The sequence below is a fragment of the Acinetobacter lwoffii genome (assembly GCF_024129855.1).
Lineage (GTDB): Bacteria > Pseudomonadota > Gammaproteobacteria > Pseudomonadales > Moraxellaceae > Acinetobacter > Acinetobacter lwoffii_L.
Genome location: NZ_JAMXXC010000001.1, coordinates 122,760 through 141,315, shown reverse-complemented (window position 1 = coordinate 141,315; position 18,556 = coordinate 122,760). Strand labels below are relative to the sequence as shown.

At 42.2% G+C, this 18,556-nt stretch carries 12 protein-coding genes; 3 read left to right on the top strand and 9 right to left on the bottom strand.

Annotated features, from left to right (window positions below):
* Positions 1-162 precede the first annotated feature (162 nt).
* From NI465_RS00585 to pgaB (NI465_RS00575), 3 genes are all read left to right on the top strand, one after another.
* Positions 163-798, top strand: a complete 636-nt coding sequence (locus tag NI465_RS00585; RefSeq protein WP_180180364.1) for a YqiJ family protein — start codon at positions 163-165, stop codon at positions 796-798.
* A gap of 37 nt (positions 799-835) precedes the next feature.
* A complete protein-coding gene (locus NI465_RS00580) occupies positions 836-2,554 on the top strand; it encodes a flotillin family protein (protein ID WP_114541146.1) in 1,719 nt (572 codons plus the stop codon).
* 258 nt (positions 2,555-2,812) lie between these two features.
* Positions 2,813-4,072 carry a poly-beta-1,6-N-acetyl-D-glucosamine N-deacetylase PgaB gene (pgaB, locus tag NI465_RS00575; protein ID WP_184412508.1) on the top strand — a complete coding sequence of 420 codons (1,260 nt, stop codon included), beginning with the start codon at positions 2,813-2,815 and terminating at the stop codon, positions 4,070-4,072.
* Here pgaB (NI465_RS00575) and pgaD read toward each other — a convergent pair.
* The 9 genes from pgaD to NI465_RS00530 all read right to left on the bottom strand — a co-directional run bounded on the left by pgaD (position 3,978) and on the right by NI465_RS00530 (position 18,063).
* Complete coding sequence (gene pgaD / locus NI465_RS00570) at positions 3,978-4,538, bottom strand: poly-beta-1,6-N-acetyl-D-glucosamine biosynthesis protein PgaD (protein WP_184412506.1); 561 nt, start codon at positions 4,536-4,538, stop codon at positions 3,978-3,980. The two genes, pgaB (NI465_RS00575) and pgaD, sit on opposite strands and share 95 nt — an antisense overlap.
* Complete coding sequence (pgaC, locus tag NI465_RS00565) at positions 4,525-5,802, bottom strand: poly-beta-1,6-N-acetyl-D-glucosamine synthase (RefSeq protein ID WP_004646295.1); 1,278 nt, start codon at positions 5,800-5,802, stop codon at positions 4,525-4,527. The genes pgaD and pgaC overlap by 14 nt, the downstream gene beginning before the upstream one ends.
* Complete coding sequence (pgaB, locus tag NI465_RS00560; RefSeq protein ID WP_004646293.1) at positions 5,802-7,622, bottom strand: poly-beta-1,6-N-acetyl-D-glucosamine N-deacetylase PgaB; 1,821 nt, start codon at positions 7,620-7,622, stop codon at positions 5,802-5,804. Before pgaB (NI465_RS00560) ends, pgaC begins: the two co-directional genes overlap by 1 nt.
* Positions 7,622-10,075: a poly-beta-1,6 N-acetyl-D-glucosamine export porin PgaA gene (gene pgaA / locus NI465_RS00555; RefSeq protein WP_184412502.1), complete on the bottom strand. Its 2,454-nt coding sequence runs from the start codon at positions 10,073-10,075 to the stop codon at positions 7,622-7,624. The genes pgaB (NI465_RS00560) and pgaA overlap by 1 nt, the downstream gene beginning before the upstream one ends.
* A gap of 199 nt (positions 10,076-10,274) precedes the next feature.
* The gene (gene sucD, locus NI465_RS00550) at positions 10,275-11,165 is read right to left on the bottom strand and encodes a succinate--CoA ligase subunit alpha (RefSeq protein WP_004646291.1); all 891 of its coding nucleotides are present in this window, start codon (positions 11,163-11,165) and stop codon (positions 10,275-10,277) included.
* Between the two features lie 13 nt (positions 11,166-11,178).
* Entirely contained in the window at positions 11,179-12,345 is a 1,167-nt protein-coding gene (sucC, locus tag NI465_RS00545) for an ADP-forming succinate--CoA ligase subunit beta (RefSeq protein WP_184412500.1), read from the bottom strand.
* A gap of 170 nt (positions 12,346-12,515) precedes the next feature.
* Positions 12,516-13,946: a dihydrolipoyl dehydrogenase gene (lpdA, locus tag NI465_RS00540; RefSeq protein WP_004279436.1), complete on the bottom strand. Its 1,431-nt coding sequence runs from the start codon at positions 13,944-13,946 to the stop codon at positions 12,516-12,518.
* A 61-nt stretch (positions 13,947-14,007) separates the two neighbouring features.
* A complete protein-coding gene (gene odhB / locus NI465_RS00535; protein ID WP_004279435.1) occupies positions 14,008-15,222 on the bottom strand; it encodes a 2-oxoglutarate dehydrogenase complex dihydrolipoyllysine-residue succinyltransferase in 1,215 nt (404 codons plus the stop codon).
* An 18-nt stretch (positions 15,223-15,240) separates the two neighbouring features.
* A complete protein-coding gene (locus tag NI465_RS00530) occupies positions 15,241-18,063 on the bottom strand; it encodes a 2-oxoglutarate dehydrogenase E1 component (protein WP_004279434.1) in 2,823 nt (940 codons plus the stop codon).
* Between the last annotated feature and the right edge of the window lie 493 nt (positions 18,064-18,556).

The window sequence follows — 18,556 nt, the reverse complement described above, 5'->3', positions numbered from 1 at the left end:
ATTTTAATAGTTTAATAATTATTAAATAATCAATATATTCAATCCTTGTTTATAAGGTTTTTTGTTATTTTTTTGCATACAAAATCAACAATTACTGTTATCGTTATATCAATAAAAACTTTCAGATACTTTTCCTAAAAACATAATTATAGAGATGAAAAAATGTGGGAACTGTTTACGCATCCATCCAATATCGTATTTAGTATTAGCCTGAGCCTAATGCTGATGTTTGCAGCACTAGAATGTATTCTATTGCTGCTTGGCGGCGGCTCTCAGCATATCTTTGAACAGTTTTTACCTGAAGATCCCCTGCAACCAGAAATAAGCCCGGATCAGTCTCCGGGTGTTTTCAGCAAAGTATTTGACTGGTTATATCTGGGGCGTCTGCCTTTATTTATCTGGCTAATCATTTTTCTGACCAGTTATGGGTTAAGCGGTTTATTGATTCAGGGCATATTTGAGCGCCTGACCAGCCAGCTGTTTAATGTTTGGCTGATTTCTCCGGCCTGCCTGTTTCTGTGTATGCCTGTGGTGCGCTTTCTTGCCATGGCCGCCAGTAAGCTCCTGCCCCAAGATGAAACTTCCGCGATTTACAGTGATGAACTCATCGGACGTACCGCGACCATTATTCTGGGAAATGCCAAAGTGAATTCTCCCGCACAAGCCAAAGTCCGGGATCAACATGGCCAGACTCATTATGTTCTGGTTGAACCAGAAAACAATCAAATTCTAAATCAAGGTCAGAATGTAGTTCTAACCCACAAAACCAAGAACGGCTTTCAAGCCATTGCACTTTAATTTTATTTAGCTAGCACTCAATTGAGACTTTATAACAATGTTAACATTTGATTTATATAATATTTTAATTATTGCGGGAATTATTTTTGTAGCACTGGTGACCTTCGGTCTCATCATTGCACGTTTATACCGTCGTTCAAGCAAGGAAATTTCCTTTGTACGTACCGGTTGGGGTGGAGAAAAAGTGATTTTAGGTGGAGGCGCAATCGTGCTCCCTGTCTTGCATGAAATCATTCCAGTAAATATGAATACCCTACGTCTTGAAGTCCGCCGTGCTGATGATCAGGCACTGATTACCCGTGACCGTATGCGAGTCGATGTCATGGCCGAATTCTATGTCCGAGTCAAACCTACCGCAGATTCAATTGCCACCGCAGCACAAACCCTTGGTCAAAAAACCATGTCACCGAATGAACTAAAAAATCTGGTGGAAGGTAAGTTCGTTGATTCACTGCGCGCAGTGGCGGCAGAAATGGCCATGGAAGAACTGCATGAAAAACGCGTCGATTTCGTACAAAAAGTACAGCAAGTCGTTTCGGAAGATTTACATAAAAATGGTCTGGAGCTTGAAACGGTTTCCCTAACCGGACTGGATCAGACCGGATTTAAATACTTCAATCCGCAAAATGCGTTTGATGCTGAAGGTCTGACCAAGCTCACTGAAACCATTGAAGACCGTCGCCGCAAGCGCAACCATATTGAACAGGATACCGATCTGGCGATTAAAACCAAAAATCTGGAAGCTGAACAGGCGCGCCTGCAAATTATTCGTGAAGAAGAATATGCCAAACTGCAACAAGAACGTGAAATTGCCATTCGCCGTGCTGAACAGCTGGCTGAAATTGCCGCTCAGGAAGCCGGCAAAAAACGTGAAGCAGAAGAAGCACAAATTGCCGCTGAACGAGAAGTCGAACTCAAGCGTATTTTGGCCGCTCGTGATGTCGAAAATGAAAATATTCAAAAGGCTCAGCTGATTCAAAAAGCACAGGTCGAGCAAAAGAAAACCATTGAACTGGCTGAACAGGACCGCGCCATTGCTATTGCGGAAAAATCACGTGCTGAATCTGAAGCTAAAGCCCAAGCTGATCAGGCACGTGCACAAGCGGTAAAAGCGGAAGAAGAAGTCATTACCGTACGTCAAATCCAGCAGGCAGAGCGTCAAAAGGCAGTTGAGCTGGTCGCAGCCAAAGAACACGCTGAAAAAGATGCGATTGCAATTACAGTTGCTGCTGAAGCTGGCAAACAGGCGGCAGCAGATGATGCAGAAGCTGTGCGGATTGCGGCTGAAGCCGAAGCAGAAAAAGTCCGCCTTAAAGCCAAGGGTGAAGCGGATGCAAAAATCCTACTGGCTCAGGCAATGGAAAAACAGTATCAGGTGGATGCTGAAGGTACGCGTGCGGTCAATGAAGCCAATAACGTCCTGTCACCTGAACAGGTCGAAATGCAGATTCGTCTGGCCATGCTGAAATACTTGCCTGAAATTATCCGGGAAAGTGTCAAGCCAATGGAAAATATTGATGATATCAAGATTCTCCAAGTGAATGGCCTACATGGCGGTCATACCGGTGCCTGTCAGGCAGATGCCCATCATGAGAATGGTAATGTTGCTCTATCAGATCAGGTAGTGAATAGCGCCCTACGTTATCGTAGCCAAGCACCGCTTATTGACAGTCTGATGAGTGAGCTTGGTATTCAAGGTGGTGATATCAACGGCATGACTCAGAGCCTTAAAGCCAAAACTGGTACATCTGCCTAATATTACTTACTCAAAAAAGCGGTCATTGGCCGCCTTTTTAATACCTATTCGGGGATAATTTTCAATATACGCTTATATATCTTATCTATTTCTTTATTAAGATTTGAAGCCGATGATGTTTGACATCATATACTGCTTCACTTCATCCATTTGGATATTGACTGTTCGTCAGAAATTATGAGATTCATCGATTGCTAGACTTGGTCTTCTATAAAAAAATTCTTATAGTAACTTAATAGTCTCAAGTAGCATTCTAAAATGGCTTACTACTATTCAGTTTCCACCTATAACAAAAAATTCCTACTCACCCTCTTGGCATGCCTAGGTATTCCAATGAGTGCCTGTGCAAATAATCATGAAGATTCCAATGCAATTCACTCTCCCTCTCATCCTATTAATGTCATTATAGAGCCGTATTTGAATCAACCCACAAATATAAAAAAATTGTTTAAGACTAAAAAGGCTAAGCAGCTTAAACAGATGCGGATTATGCATATTGACCTAGATTATATTTTTGATTCAGACCAACAACAGCAACAATCCAATATCCAAGCCTTGATCCAGCGTATTCAACAAATTCAGCCCAATACTATTTTTTTACAGGCTTTTGCTGATCCGGATGCCAATGGTTCTGCTAATCTGGTTTATTTTGAAAATCGGCATATTCCAATGCGGGCCAATTTATTTCCTGAACTACTAAAACAGATCCGACAACATACACAGGTCAAACAGATCTATGCGTGGCTGCCTTTAATAGCTTGGGAGCTACCAAAATCCTATCAGCTACAATATGTTAAACATAGTCAGGACAAAACACATGGTTATATCCGGCTATCCCCCTTTGACCCGACGAATTTAAAATATATTGCAGAAATTTTTCAGGACTTTATTCAGAAGAATGCTGTAGACGGTGTACTATATCACGACGATATTACCTTAAATGATTTTGAAGATGCTTCAGTAGTAGCACGGCAAGTCTATCAACAATGGGGATATGACTTGAAGTTACTGGAAGAGCCACAGCATCCACAGCAATCTGCTTTTGCAGCAGCCAAAACAGCTTATCTTGATCAATTGGCTGCAGGAATCACTCGTCTGTTACAACATTATCGTCCTCAATTACTAACAGCACGAAATACTTACGCGCCTATCGTCTTACAGCCAGAAAGTGAAAAATGGTTTAGCCAGTCCGTGAGCAGCACTTTAAGATATTATAATTACAATGCCATTATGGCCATGCCTTATATGGAACAGGCAGGCGACCATCACCAATTTTATTTAGACTTAATTCAGCAATCCAAAAAGTACGATCCAGATTTGGATCGTACCATTTTTGAATTACAGGCCACAGACTGGCGTAGCAATCAGAAGATCGCTACCTCAGAACTAGTACAAACCATCCACTTTTTGCAACAACACGGGGTTAAGCATATCGGGTATTATCCCGATGACTTTGCGCAAGCACATCCTGCGGCAGTGGAGATAAAGTCGGTATTTCAAGTGGATCATTCACGCTAAATTCCACCAGTTTCCCCTGTATAGAATAATATAGAGTAATATTTTTGGCAGAACTTAAGGTATGAATAGCAACTGGGCTAATTTCAAAAGAAGCGGCTAATTCATCAAATTTAACTTCTTTAGGCGCAGTACGGCGTTCGTTCCCCTTGAAACGGATCCAGTTATAACTTGCCCAGATAAACAAACTGACAATAAAGCAAGCCACTAGAATAGCAATATCTCCTAGGGTCGTATTGCCATGAGTAACCGGATCAGCTGCTAATTGATGGATTGCTGTCCTACCTTCAAACCACCATAGACCTAGGGTAAGGAGTGGCATAAATAGCCACATCCAGCATATCCACCCTAAACCTATTAAACTATAGCCCACTGTTTTATGGCGAACATATTCTGGTTTATCAATATATTCCGGCAATTCCAGTTGAGATAGATCTGTTATTATTCTTTCATTTTTAACGTTGTTCATAGTCTTCTTCCTCAGGTCGAAATCCACGGTCAGGACTTACCCATCGTGCACGTTGTTGTTTTTTAAATATAGTTTTAGGAAGTGCAACTACTGTGGTCAACATGGTAATCATCCAAAAGAATAAGGGATACCAGATCACCCAGAAGTAATTTCTTAGCATACGGTCTTTGTCATAGTACCTATCAATATAAAGGCTCACAAAAAACTGGATTAGACAAGTGATACCTAAAACCACACCATACCATTGCGGCAATAAAGTCTGAATCGCCCACTCCCCGGGAAGCGGCATAAACACTCCATACACATACAATACAATGATCCCAAACATGAAATAAGCCCATATCACGCTAATAATTGATTCAATAGCAATCGGCCACATTCGACGTAAGCGCCATTTAAATATTTTAGGAATATAGGCAAATAACACTTCAATTCCACCTTGTGCCCAACGTAAACGCTGCTTCCAGAGCCCTTTAAAAGTTTCAGGCATATATATATAGCACAAGGCTTTGGGTACATATTGCAAGTCCCAATGATCGAACTGCAGCCGCCAAGACACGTCAATATCTTCAGTGATCATATCATCACGCCAGTAACCGATCCGGTTCAACGCAGTCTTACGAAAGCCGACAATCGCACCGGAAACCGTAAAAATACGTCCGTAGGTTCGTTGTGCCCGCTTGATCAAACCAATAATTGAAGAAAACTCTCCAACCTGAATTTTACCCAGTATACTGGAACGGTTAATGATTCGGGGATTACCAGTCACTGCACCAACACGCGGAAACTTGATCAGATGATGCATCATCCATAATACCGAATGAGGATGCAACAAAGCATCTCCATCAATACAAATCAGATATTCAAACTGACTAACCATCGTACCTGATCTTAATGCATAGGCCTTGCCTTGGTTTTCTGCCAGATGTACTACTCTCAGCTGAGGATATTGGGTTTCGAGTTCATCCAGAATGTTACCTGTACCATCCGTACTGCCATCATTGACTGCAATTACCTCAAAATTTGGATATTGGCTTTGCATGGCAAAGCGAATGGTATCTCGCACCTGCTCTGCTTCATTAAAACAAGGAATAATAATGCTACAGCCCTGTTTTGAAGGTTCAGGAATAATGGGTTGTTTGATCTCATGTTTCAGATAAAACCAGATTCCACCTGCAATCCATAACCATGCCATAAAGAGTGGATAGAAAAAAGCAAAGCCAAAGTAAAGGTCACTCAGCTGTAATTGATTAATCCATTCCATTACCTTTTCTCCTGTGTGATTTGCACAAACGGGTCACGGTAAGTCAATGGACTATCATTCAGACTCAGTGTTTTATAGAGTTGTTGATGTACCGCTTTTGCATTACTAAATTGATAATTATTTATTGCAAGTTTTTGGATAGAATGCGCTTTAAGCTGAGCATACGCTTGTTGATAAATATTCCAGGATTTTATTGAAGTATCCACTGGCAGGCTTACAATCAAGTGTTCCCGCTCCTCGACAGATAAGCTCTGAATTGCAGTCAACAGTGCTTTGAAGCTATGTGGATCCTTTACAGGATCAACTGTTAAATAAAGAAAATCCGCATGGTCTGGAATCCTGCCAATTAATGATTTTAATCCGAGTAACTTGCTGTCTCCCACATTAATTTTTAACGCGGTCTGATAGTTATGACTGATATTGGCATAATAACTGGCTTTATTCTTGGTACGGTTTTTGATATTAAGAATAGTCTGTAGATTAGTCTTACATATTTCACTCCAGATCGCCTGATCAATTGCACAGCGCAGTGTTTGCCCAGTTTCAATCATAAGGCCTTCGATTGAACTGTTATTCTTGACCAAATCCCCAGTCAGCTCGGCCAAATCATATTTTTGTTCAGTTTCCAGAGTCAAAGGTAATTCTGCATAGACTTTATGTGCACTACGGGTACGTGCCTGCCAGACTGTACGATTTAGCAAATCCTGCTGCATTTTTAACTGACGATTTGGAAAATAGCTGACATCAATCTTACCATCGCCATCTAAATCAGCGACAGTACGTAGTACCAATACATTACTTTTAAAGGCGTTGATTTGATCAAGGAGCTGTCCCAATTTTTGATCTGATTCGCTATAGCTTGGTGTCACAAGCTCATTTAAGTCCAATCGTAAAAAGGTTTTTTTCATTCTGTTAGGTGATCGTGCGTAGGTTAAGAAATCAATTTTCTCTTCACGCAAAATTTCAGGGGTTGGATTCAGCATCACCAAGGCACGTTGATAAGTCTTTACAGAATCAGCCAATGAAGAAATTGATCCCAAACTGAAAGACATAGGTAAACCGGCTGTTCTCGCCAAAGCCTCCGCTTCTGGAGTAACTGCCCCATAAGGCCAGAAAATTGCCCGAGTATTAATGTTCAATTCCTGATCCAGAATCTGTTTTGATTTTTTTAAATCAGCAATAACGCGTGCAGCATAAGCCTTATCCGACTCATAATTTCTGGTGGCAGGGCTATATATACGAGTAATTGCCGCTGGCTGCATATTCATTTGTGGATTTGCCAAAACACCGTGATGCATATTATCTGAATGGGAAACAAACTCGACCAAGCCACTCGCTTGCATTTCCCGCATCTGGTTCCAATTCATTAGGTTACCAGCTCCATAAGCCTCATACGCATCTTTGGTGTTTCCATTAATCCAACTGGTTGGAATAGCAAATACGGCAGGCACATTAAATTGCTTTAATAACGGAAATACTCGACTATAACTACTTAATGCACCGTCATCAAAGCTCAATAAAACAGCTTTTTCAGGTAGAGAGTACTGTTTCTGACGAGCTTGCCACACATCCTCTAGCCGGATTGCTGTCCAACCTTCCTTTTTCATCCAAGCTAAATATTGCCCTAAATTTTTAGTACTGATGGCATATACATCGCGGTCACCGCTTTTGGCAATATCATCACGCACATCATGAAAAGTTAAAGTAACAAATTGATTTTCTTTTAATTCAATTGCAGTACCTTCTGCATGAGTGCAAATTGGCAAGTACATCATCGTATTAAGACATACTGCAACTAAGGTTTTGATTAATATTTTCATTAGAATCGCCCCTCAAAACCAAAGACGGCATATAGTTTTTCTTCATCATTTCCGTCATATGGATGTACACTGTAGCCAATTCCATAATCCATTTTCCAAGTCCTTGATAACTGCCACTCATGCTGATAGCTCAAGTTATAAATCGGCTCAGTTGAATAGTTTTTCTGATTATATGCCCCAATCGTAGCACTCAACTTTTGATTAAAATTACGCTCATAATGACGCCAGGTCAGCCAGTTATGCTCAATATTTAACTCAAAACTGTTGCTATGTTCAGGATTAAAATAGGACACATCCAGCACATCATTTTTTCCATAATAGCCACTTAGAGTCGCTACCGTCTGATGCTTCGGTCCTTGAAAAATCTGCTGTTTAAAATATGCACTTAATTCCTGACGTAAATTACCATCATTGATATCGGTATAGACATAACTGAGTCCCGCCTTTCGCGATTCGTGTGCTTGCCAATTCAAATTTACTAAATAAGATTTTCCGTCAAACTCATCTTGAGCCTGCAAAGGAATCGCTGCCTGACTGTTATAATCCAGCATATAGTTCCAATGATCATTCAACCAATGCGACCAACCCAATTGTGCACCAAGACGATCACCATCCGTTGTTTGTGAAACTAAAAGCGTGGCATGTTTACGTTTGGATAGCCATTCCGCTCCTACGCCTATACGCTGATCATCCAACTTACCAAAATCATATTTAGCCCAACGGTAACGGTGATCAACGAAACCACGGAAATTATCAGCAAACCAGGGACTGTTCAGTCGGGTCCAGCTTTCTACTTCACGTGACCCTTGTAAGCGCCCCAAGATATCAGGATTATCTGCTTCACTCTTTGAAAAGCTGCTAGAGTGCTGAATAGTAGCCCGATCACGGTCTCCTAAAAATTTTGAACTTTCAATTACCCCAGTATCATCTGGCTCATGCTCTGCCAGAAAAGTATATGTTTTACGCCATTCCTGAATATCGGATAAGGCTTGGGCATTTTGCATATGATTAATACGGGTAAACTGAGTAACCGGCTCGACGCCATTCCACTGGGTAAGCGTGTGTTCAGACTGCTGAGGTTTTTCACGCCAACGTTGTACTTGTGCAAGATTATTATAATAAACCGCATGATTCGGTGCATGATCGACTAAATTTTCAAAATAGTGTTCTGCTTTATCTAACTCATTGCGATAAGCATAATTTAGACCTTTCAGATTATAAAATTCATAGCGGTTACTATGGGTCGTACGGTCTACACCTTTGGCATTACTATATTGATAGGTGGGCAAAACCTGATCCATCAAGTTAATAATGTCATTTGCTTCACGAAATTTCTCCTGTTCGATCAAGCTGTAATACAAACCTTCATAAACCTCATAATCGGCATAATTTTTTTCAGACAATAAGGATGTATAAAGTGATTCTGCCTGCTTAGGTTGACGCTCTCTTAAATAAGCAGCAGCCAATGCCTGACGCACATAAGGTGGCATCGCCTTTACAGGCTGCTCAGCTTTAGGAATTTGTAGAAGTGCTTCTGAAGATAAATTTCTGAAACTTAATGCATAAATATAGTTATAGTAAAATCGGCGTCGAATATCGATATCATCCGGCAGTTGAGTTTCATAAGCTCTCATCTCCTGCAAGATTTCGTCCAGTTTCAGATTGGCCTGATATCCTCGATCCTGCTGATGAGCCACCTGATAATACTGAATTGCTTGTTGCGTATATTGAGAAAACTCATTCAGCTTAAGGACATGCTTTAATTGAGGCTGATTAATATCTAACCGTTGATTTTTAATATATTGATCAGCAGTAAAATAATCACTATTGGCTAGCAGAGCCAATACATATTGTGAGTGTGATTCGTTATTAGCATTGGCCTGAACAGCACGCTTTGCAATTGCTAAAGATTCAACCGGCATCTCCAGTAATCGGTAAGCATATGCCGTGAGACTCAAATAATCTGCCGAAAGTCCATCAATAGAGACTAGAGAAAGTGCATGTTTGGCACGATCCTTTTGTTGAGACTCTGCATAAATTACCCCTGACCAGACATTCCAATAGGATGCCGGTCTTTGTTTGGCAAACTGCTGAATATAAGACTGAGCCAACCCAAATTCTTTTTGGTCTCGCAAAGCCTTAATCAAATTAATCTGGGCATATTCAGGAAATTCTGCCGGTTTAATCTGTTGCAGATATTTTAGATCTGTTTTGCTAAAACGTGCATTGTTATAACTCAATACAATATAGTCAGCCAAAAGTTTCTGGTCGGATGGATTTTCCTTAAGCATATTTTTTAGTTTTTCTAAACCATCTTCTATTTTCCCCTGATAAATTAGACTAGTAGCTTGCTCACGTTCATGACTTATATCTTGGGCCAAGAGAGTATTAAACGGTTGTGAAATAAGAATCGTAAAACAACTTAGAGGAATGATCATTGTTCTATTGATCATGTTATTTTTCTCAAATTAGTATAATTATTAACCCTATAATAAGATAAATGTGATTTAATTCACAATATCTATTACAAAAATCTTTTTAATTTTTTAAATAGGATCATCAAGAATGGTTTATTTCTATTTTATTTTTAAACTACTTTAAAAATAAAATGCCCACAATATTGAGGGCATTTTATTAACTTTAAATTTACAATTATACTAAACCTTTATCTTTTAACACTTGTAGCATGGTTGAACCGAGTTCGGCAGGACTACGTGTATAAGCCATACCCGCACGCTCAAAGGCAGCAAACTTTTCTTCTGCTGTGCCCTTACCACCTGAAATAATCGCACCTGCGTGACCCATACGCTTGCCCTTAGGTGCAGTCACACCCGCAATATAACCAACAACTGGCTTGGTCACATTCGATTGAATATATTCCGCAGCTTCTTCTTCCGCAGTACCGCCAATCTCACCAATCATAATGATAGCTTCAGTTTGTGGATCTTCCTGGAACAGTTTCAAGCAGTCAATCTGGTTCATGCCCGGAATTGGATCTCCACCAATACCAATACAGGTCGACTGACCTAAACCAAGTTTTGTGGTTTGTGCCACGGCTTCATACGTCAATGTGCCTGAACGCGAAATGATCCCGATTTTACCCGGCTGATGAATATGCCCCGGCATGATCCCGATTTTACATTCACCCGGCGTAATAATACCCGGACAGTTTGGCCCGATCAGACGTGTGCCATTACCATTGGTTTCCAGATAACGCTTGGCTTTGAGCATGTCGATGGTCGGTACACCTTCAGTAATTACCACAATTAACTCAATGCCAGAATCAACCGCTTCAACAATAGAGTCCAGTACAAAGGGTGCCGGAACATAAATCACTGAAGCATCTGCACCTGTTTCTTTCACTGCTTCACGCATGGTATTAAATACAGGCAATTCTAAATGGGTTTGACCACCTTTACCAGGGGTTACACCACCCACGACTTTAGTGCCGTAGGCTAAAGCCTGTTCAGAATGGAATGTACCGTTTTTGCCTGTAAAGCCCTGTACCAATACTTTAGTGTCTTTATTAACTAATACGCTCATGATCAATACCCCTTTAAGCTTTTACAGCAGCAACGATTTTTTCTGCAGCGTCAGCAAGACCATGTGCAGAAATCAATTTCAAACCTGATTCATCCAGTAATTTTGCACCCAGTTCCGCATTGTTGCCTTCGAGGCGAACAACCACAGGAACTGTCACATTTACTTCCTGAACCGCTGCAATAATTGCTTCAGCAATCATGTCACAACGTACAATTCCACCAAAAATATTAATCAATACACCCTGGACAGAGTGATCTGCCAAGATAATTTTAAAGGCTTCAATCACACGCTCCTTGGTCGCACCACCACCCACATCCAGGAAGTTGGCTGGTTGACCGCCATACAGCTTAATAATATCCATGGTTGCCATGGCAAGACCGGCACCATTGACCATACAACCAATGTTACCCTCAAGTGCCACATAGTTTAGATCAAACTCAGAGGCTTTTAACTCACGTTCATTTTCTTGAGACTTATCACGCAAAGCAGCCACTTCAGGCAAACGATACAGTGCATTCGAATCAATTCCGATTTTGGCATCGACACACAGAATGTCGCCGTTTTCACGCACAGACAGCGGATTGATTTCGAAAAGTGCAAAATCATTGTCTACAAATGCCTGATAGGCAGCCGTCATGACTTTAACAAACTGATTGATTTGTCCATCTTTGAGTTTAAGTGCAAAAGCAACTTCACGCGCCTGAAATGGCATTAAACCGACTAAAGGATCAACCTCAACTTTAATAATTTTTTCAGGGGTTTCTTCGGCCACTTTCTCAATTTCAACACCGCCTTCAGTCGATGCCATAAAAGTGATGCGGCGAGTCGAGCGATCCACCACAGCGCCCAAGTACAGCTCGCGCTCAACCGGATAAACATCCTCAGAGACTAAAATGCTATTGACCGGCTGACCATTGGCATCAGTCTGGTAAGTCACCAAGCGTGAACCAATAATCTGGTTGGCATATTCAGCAGCCTCGGCAGCCGATTTTACCACTTTTACCCCACCAGCCTTACCCCGGCCACCCGCATGCACCTGTGCTTTCAATACTGCGAACTTTCCACCCAGCTGCTCGAAAGCATGCACCGTTTCATCGGCATTGGTGGCTAGTATTCCTTCCTGTACAGGCATACCATATTTTTTTAATAGCGCTTTTGCTTGATACTCATGTAAATTCATTGAATAACCTTTTATTACTTCTTTGCCTTGTTATAACCCACTAGCACCCAGACGTCCGTCAAAGCAGTACCAGCATTTCTTAAAATCATTATCTTTATTTTTAGATGATTGTTCCAATAAAAACAACCATGAAATGTAAAAAGAGCGACCTAAGTCGCTCTTTTTTCGAATTACTTACGCTTACGTTGGATCGCGTGAATCGCACGCCCATCAACTGCAAGTGCAGCTTCATGTACCACTTCAGAGAATGTCGGGTGACCGAAAGTCATCAACTGTAGATCTTCAACTGAAGATACAAACTCAAGCGCGATCATACCTTGGTGAACGATATCAGACGCAGCAGGTCCAATCACGTGCATACCGAGTAAACGATCCGTTTTTGCATCCGCAACAAACTTCACGAAACCGGCACCTTCACCCGCAGCTAAAGCACGACCGTTCACAGCAAAACCGAATTGACCCGTTTTAACTTCGTGACCTTTTTCAGTCGCTTGCTGTTCTGTTAAACCTACCCACGCCGCTTCCGGATGTGTGTAAATTACAGAAATAATGGTGTCATAGTTCACTTGTGCAGCATGACCGTGAATACGCTCAACCGCCATTACGCCTTCTTCCATTGCTTTATGCGCAAGCATTGGACCACGTACCAAGTCACCAATTGCGTATACGCCTTCAACTGAAGTTGCACACCAATCGTTGACTTCAACCAAACCGCGTTCAGTCAATTTAATGCCTGAATCATCAGCCAATAAACCTTCAGCATATGCGCGACGACCGACACAAACGATCAATTTATCGAAAGTTTCAGTTTTGTCTTCACCAGCTTGGTTATATTTAACCGTTACTTCACGACCATTGATTTCAGTACCTGCAACTTTTGCACCGATACGGATATCCATACCTTGCTTAGTCAACAGTTTTTGGAAGTCTTTTGCCAATGCTTTATCAGCCATTGGTAAGAATGCATCCATTGCTTCAAATACAACAACTTCAGCACCAAGACGACGCCATACAGAACCAAGCTCAAGACCGATCACGCCCGCACCAATTACACCTAAACGCTTAGGTACTTCTGGGAATTCAAGCGCGCCAGTAGAATCAACAATTAAGTCTTGATCTACAGGAGCCACTGGAATATTTACTGGTACAGAACCCGTCGCAAGAATAACATATTTAGGCTCTAAAACTTGAGTTTCACCTTCGTGAGACACAAATTCTACTTTTTTACCTGCAAGCAGTTTACCCGTACCTTTTAACCACTCGATGCCATTACCTTTAAGTAACTGATCGATACCGCCAGTCAATTGATCTACAACTTTGTCTTTACGAGCCAGCATTTTAGAAAGATCGAATTTAACTTCACCAGTCGTAATACCATGGTCATCTAGATGTTGAACTGTATCTTCATAACGATGTGAAGAATCAAGTAAAGCTTTAGACGGGATACAACCGACGTTTAAGCAAGTACCACCTAAAGATGGTTTACCTTTATGAATACGTTTTTCGATACACGCAACTTTAAAACCAAGTTGAGCTGCACGAATTGCTGCTTCGTAGCCGCCCGGGCCACCACCAATTACGACTAAATCGAATTGAGACATGTTTATCTCCAAAAATGGGCCTAGAGTTTTTTCCCTAAGCCCATAAATATATTCTTAAAAATTAAAGATCAAGGATAAGACGCGCTGGCTCTTCTAACAATTCTTTGATTGTTACAAGGAAACCAACTGCTTCTTTACCATCGATTAAACGGTGGTCATAAGACAGTGCAAGGTACATCATTGGCAAGATTTCTACTTGACCATTCACCGCCATCGGACGTTCCTGGATTTTGTGCATACCCAGAATCGCAGTTTGTGGCGTATTTAGAATTGGTGTAGAAAGCAATGAACCGAAAGTACCACCATTAGTAATGGTGAATGTACCGCCAGTCATATCTTCGATACCCAGCTTACCGTCACGTGCCTTGCCAGCATATGCACGGATGCCATTTTCAACTTCAGCATAGTTCATGCGGTCTGTATCACGAAGAACAGGAACCACTAGACCACGCTCAGATGAAACTGCAACACCGATGTCGTAGTAACCGTGATACACGATGTCATCGCCATCAATTGAAGCATTTACCGCTGGATAGCGTTTAAGTGCTTCAGTTGCTGCTTTAACGAAGAATGACATGAAGCCAAGACGCGCACCATGACGCTTCTCGAATGCATCTTTGTATTGAGCACGCATTTCCATGATTGGTTTCATGTTCACTTCGTTGAACGTAGTCAACATTGCAGTTTCTTGAGTCGCTGCAAGTAAACGTTCAGCAACACGCTTACGAAGGCGAGTCATAGGAACACGTTTTTCGATACGCTCGCCCACTGCAACGCTTAATGGTTGCGCTGCAGGTGCTGCCGGTTTCGCTTGATGATTTGCCACATCTTCTTTCGTGATGCGACCGCCACGGCCTGTACCTGCAACGTCAGCAGCTGCAACACCAGATTCAGTCAATGCTTTACGCACTGCTGGAGCCTGATCCTGTACTTGTTGACGTTCAACGATCGGTGCATTACCCGCTTCAGTTTGCGCAGCAGCTTGTTCAACTTTCTCTTCAGACTGAACTGCTTGAGTTTGTGTAGCGCCAGAAACAGCACCTTCTTCAAACTGTGCAATGACTTCAGCTGAAAGAACAGTATCGCCTTCACCTTTAATAATAGATGCAAGTGTACCGTCTGCAGGAGCAACAACTTCTAAAACAACTTTATCAGTCTCAATATCGCAGATCACTTCATCACGTGACACTGCTTCACCTGGTTGTTTGTGCCAAGTTGCGATCGTACCGTCCGCAACTGACTCTGGGAATACCGGTGCTTTAATTTCGGTTGCCATTACTTAGAATCTCCTGGATTATTCAGCGTCGATCGCAAGCGCGTCGTTGATGAGCTGAGCTTGTTGTTTTGCATGCAAATATGGTGAACCACATGCCGGTGCAGCAGAAGCTTCACGGCCTGCATAGCTAATACGTACTTGTTTACCCGCTTTCATCACGTCGTCATATAGACGCGGTGCGATGAACAACCAAGCGCCTTGGTTCTTCGGTTCTTCTTGCGCCCAAACAAGTTCTTTAACGTTTGGATATTGCGCAAGCACTTCTGCCAGGCGTTTTTCTGGGTATGGATATAATTGTTCAATACGTACAATTGCAGTGTTGTTCAATTCTTTTTCACGACGTTTTTCAACTAGGTCGTAATACACCTTACCACCACACAGAACCAGACGGGTTACATCTGACTTGTTGATGTTGTCTACTTCATCAATCACGGTTTGGAATGTACCGTTTGCAAGCTCTTCAAGGCTAGATACAGCAAGCTTGTGACGAAGTAAAGATTTCGGCGAAGTAACAATCAATGGCTTACGGATTGGACGAATCGCTTGACGACGTAATGCGTGGAAAATCTGCGCAGGCGTGGTCGGTGTGATGACTTGCATGTTGTCTTCAGCACATAGCTGCAAGAAACGTTCCAAACGTGCAGATGAATGCTCTGGACCTTGACCTTCAAAACCGTGTGGAAGAAGCATGGTTAAGCCACATACACGCTCCCATTTGGTTTCACCAGATGAGATGAACTGGTCAATTACAACCTGTGCACAGTTTGCAAAGTCACCGAATTGCGCTTCCCAGATGATCAAACTCTTAGGAAGAGTCGTCGCATAACCATATTCAAATGCCAATACAGCCATTTCTGACAACAAAGAGTCATAGATTGCAGTACGCGGCTGGTTTTCTTTCAGGTTACACAGTGGAAGATAAGTTGAACCATCTACCTGATTATGCAGTTTTGCATGACGGTGTGAGAAAGTACCACGACCTACATCTTCACCTGTTAAACGAAGCAAGTAACCATCATCTAGTACAGTTGCATACGCTAGAGTTTCAGCAGCACCCCAGTTCAGTGGCATTTCGCCCGTTTGCATTTTCAGACGGTCATCAATTACTTTTGCAACTTGACGCTGCATCACGAAGCCTTCAGGAAGCTCACGCATTTTCTTGCCAAGCTCTTTTAGACGTTCGATTGGGAAAGTTGTATCCCACTCGTCTGTGTACTCATGACCTAAGTAAGGAGTCCAATCCACAAACATTTTTTTGTTTGGTTCAAGTACCAGTGCATTGGCAACGTGATTACCCGCTTCCAGGTCTGCACGGTAGTTTTCAACCATCTGATCTGCACTTGCACGATCAAGAACACCCTGTTGCACCAGTTGATCCGCATAAAGCGTACGCGTAGTCGCTTTCTTGTTGATCACTTGATACATCATTGGTTGAGTTGCAGCTGGCTCATCCGCTTCGTTATGACCACGACGACGGTAGCAGAACATGTCAATCACAACGTCTTTACGGAACGTATGACGGAAATCATGTGCCAATTGTGAAATGAACACCACAGCTTCAGGATCATCACCATTGACATGGAAGATCGGTGCCTGAATCATTTTTGCGATGTCAGTACAGTATTCAGTAGAACGCGCGTCACGTGGATCAGATGTCGTGAAACCAACCTGGTTGTTAATCACAATGTGCACTGTACCACCCACGGTATAACCGCGAGTTTGTGACATCTGGAAAGTTTCCTGGTTGACGCCCTGACCTGCAAATGCAGCATCACCGTGTACGATTAATGGCAATACGTCATCGCCGCCAATGTCTTTACGACGTACTTGACGTGCACGTACCGAACCTTCAACCACAGGGCCAACGATTTCAAGGTGTGACGGGTTAAACGCCAATGCCAAGTGAACTTCGCCACCTGGAGTCATCACGTTTGAAGAGAAGCCTTGGTGATACTTAACGTCACCAGAACCTTTCTTGTGAATAGACTTACCTTCGAACTCACCAAACAGGTCAGCCGGGTTCTTACCCATGATGTTAACCAGAAGGTTCAGACGGCCGCGGTGAGGCATACCGATCACAACTTCTTTACAGCCTACAGAACCTGCACGCTGAATAATTTCGTTGACCATCGGGATGAATGCTTCACCACCTTCAACGCCGAAACGTTTGGCACCAACGAATTTATTACCAAGATATTTTTCTAGGCCTTCAGCCGCAGTTAAACGCTCAAGGACATGTTTCTTTTGATCAGCATTGAAGCCATATTGACCGCGTGCACTTTCTAGACGTTGTTGAATCCAACGTTTTTCTTTGGTGTCCACGATGTGCATGTATTCAGCACCGATTGAACCACAGTAAGTGGCTTCCATTGACTGAACCATTTCAGCCAAAGTCGCTTCTTCTTTACCGATCGCCAGGTTACCAGTATTGAATACTGTGTCTAAGTCAGACTGAGTCAAACCATGCGCAGCAAGATCTAGATCAGGCACAACTTCACGCTTCGCCAAACCTAATGGATCCAGTTTTGCTTTCTGGTGGCCACGGTTACGGTACGCAGCAATCAGCTGTAGCACGCCAATTTGACGACGTTCATGCTCTGAGCTGACTGTCGACTGAACAATAGGCTGAATACGGCTTGAATTGCGACCTAAAAGTAGGAATTGCTCACGTACATTACTGTGTGGTTGATCACCTTTTGGGAATTTATCGAAGTACGCTCTCCAGTCAGCACCCACTGAGTCTGGAGCAGTCAGATACTGCTCATAAAGTTCTTCAATATACGCTGCACTATCAGCGGAAAGTTCAGTGTCAAGACGCAGAGCGTCAGCAACTTCTTGCATTTGTGGACCCATTTCCTATTGCAAAAACATTTTCAGGATGCTTTTTAAGCAAAACCCAGGATTATTAGCATCAAATTGGTAATATGATACTAGTCCCCCATAAGGCATAAGCCATGAGGCGTTATTACCACACCAAGAAAATCTTGATATGTTTAATGAACAATAACGCCCCTCAGCGGCATCATCACTCATTGAATACCCGATCGAAACCGGGCAATTTTTTGCAAATCGACTTAGAAAAAAGCAAGCATTAACAAAGATTTTTTCTAAAGCGACTCGGGTCTACCTTTTATATACCAGTCCCTGATTATGCAGTGTTTAAAAAATGTACCTGGCGTGGCATTTTTTAAACATAGTCATGGGCTAAATGCTAACATGTTCTCAACTTTTCAATTGATTTTTTTGACACATACCTTCCATAAATTGGCTAAATACAGTTCAGATATTTTACTCTAATATATGGTGCTTTATCTCAAAAATAGATTCAATGTAG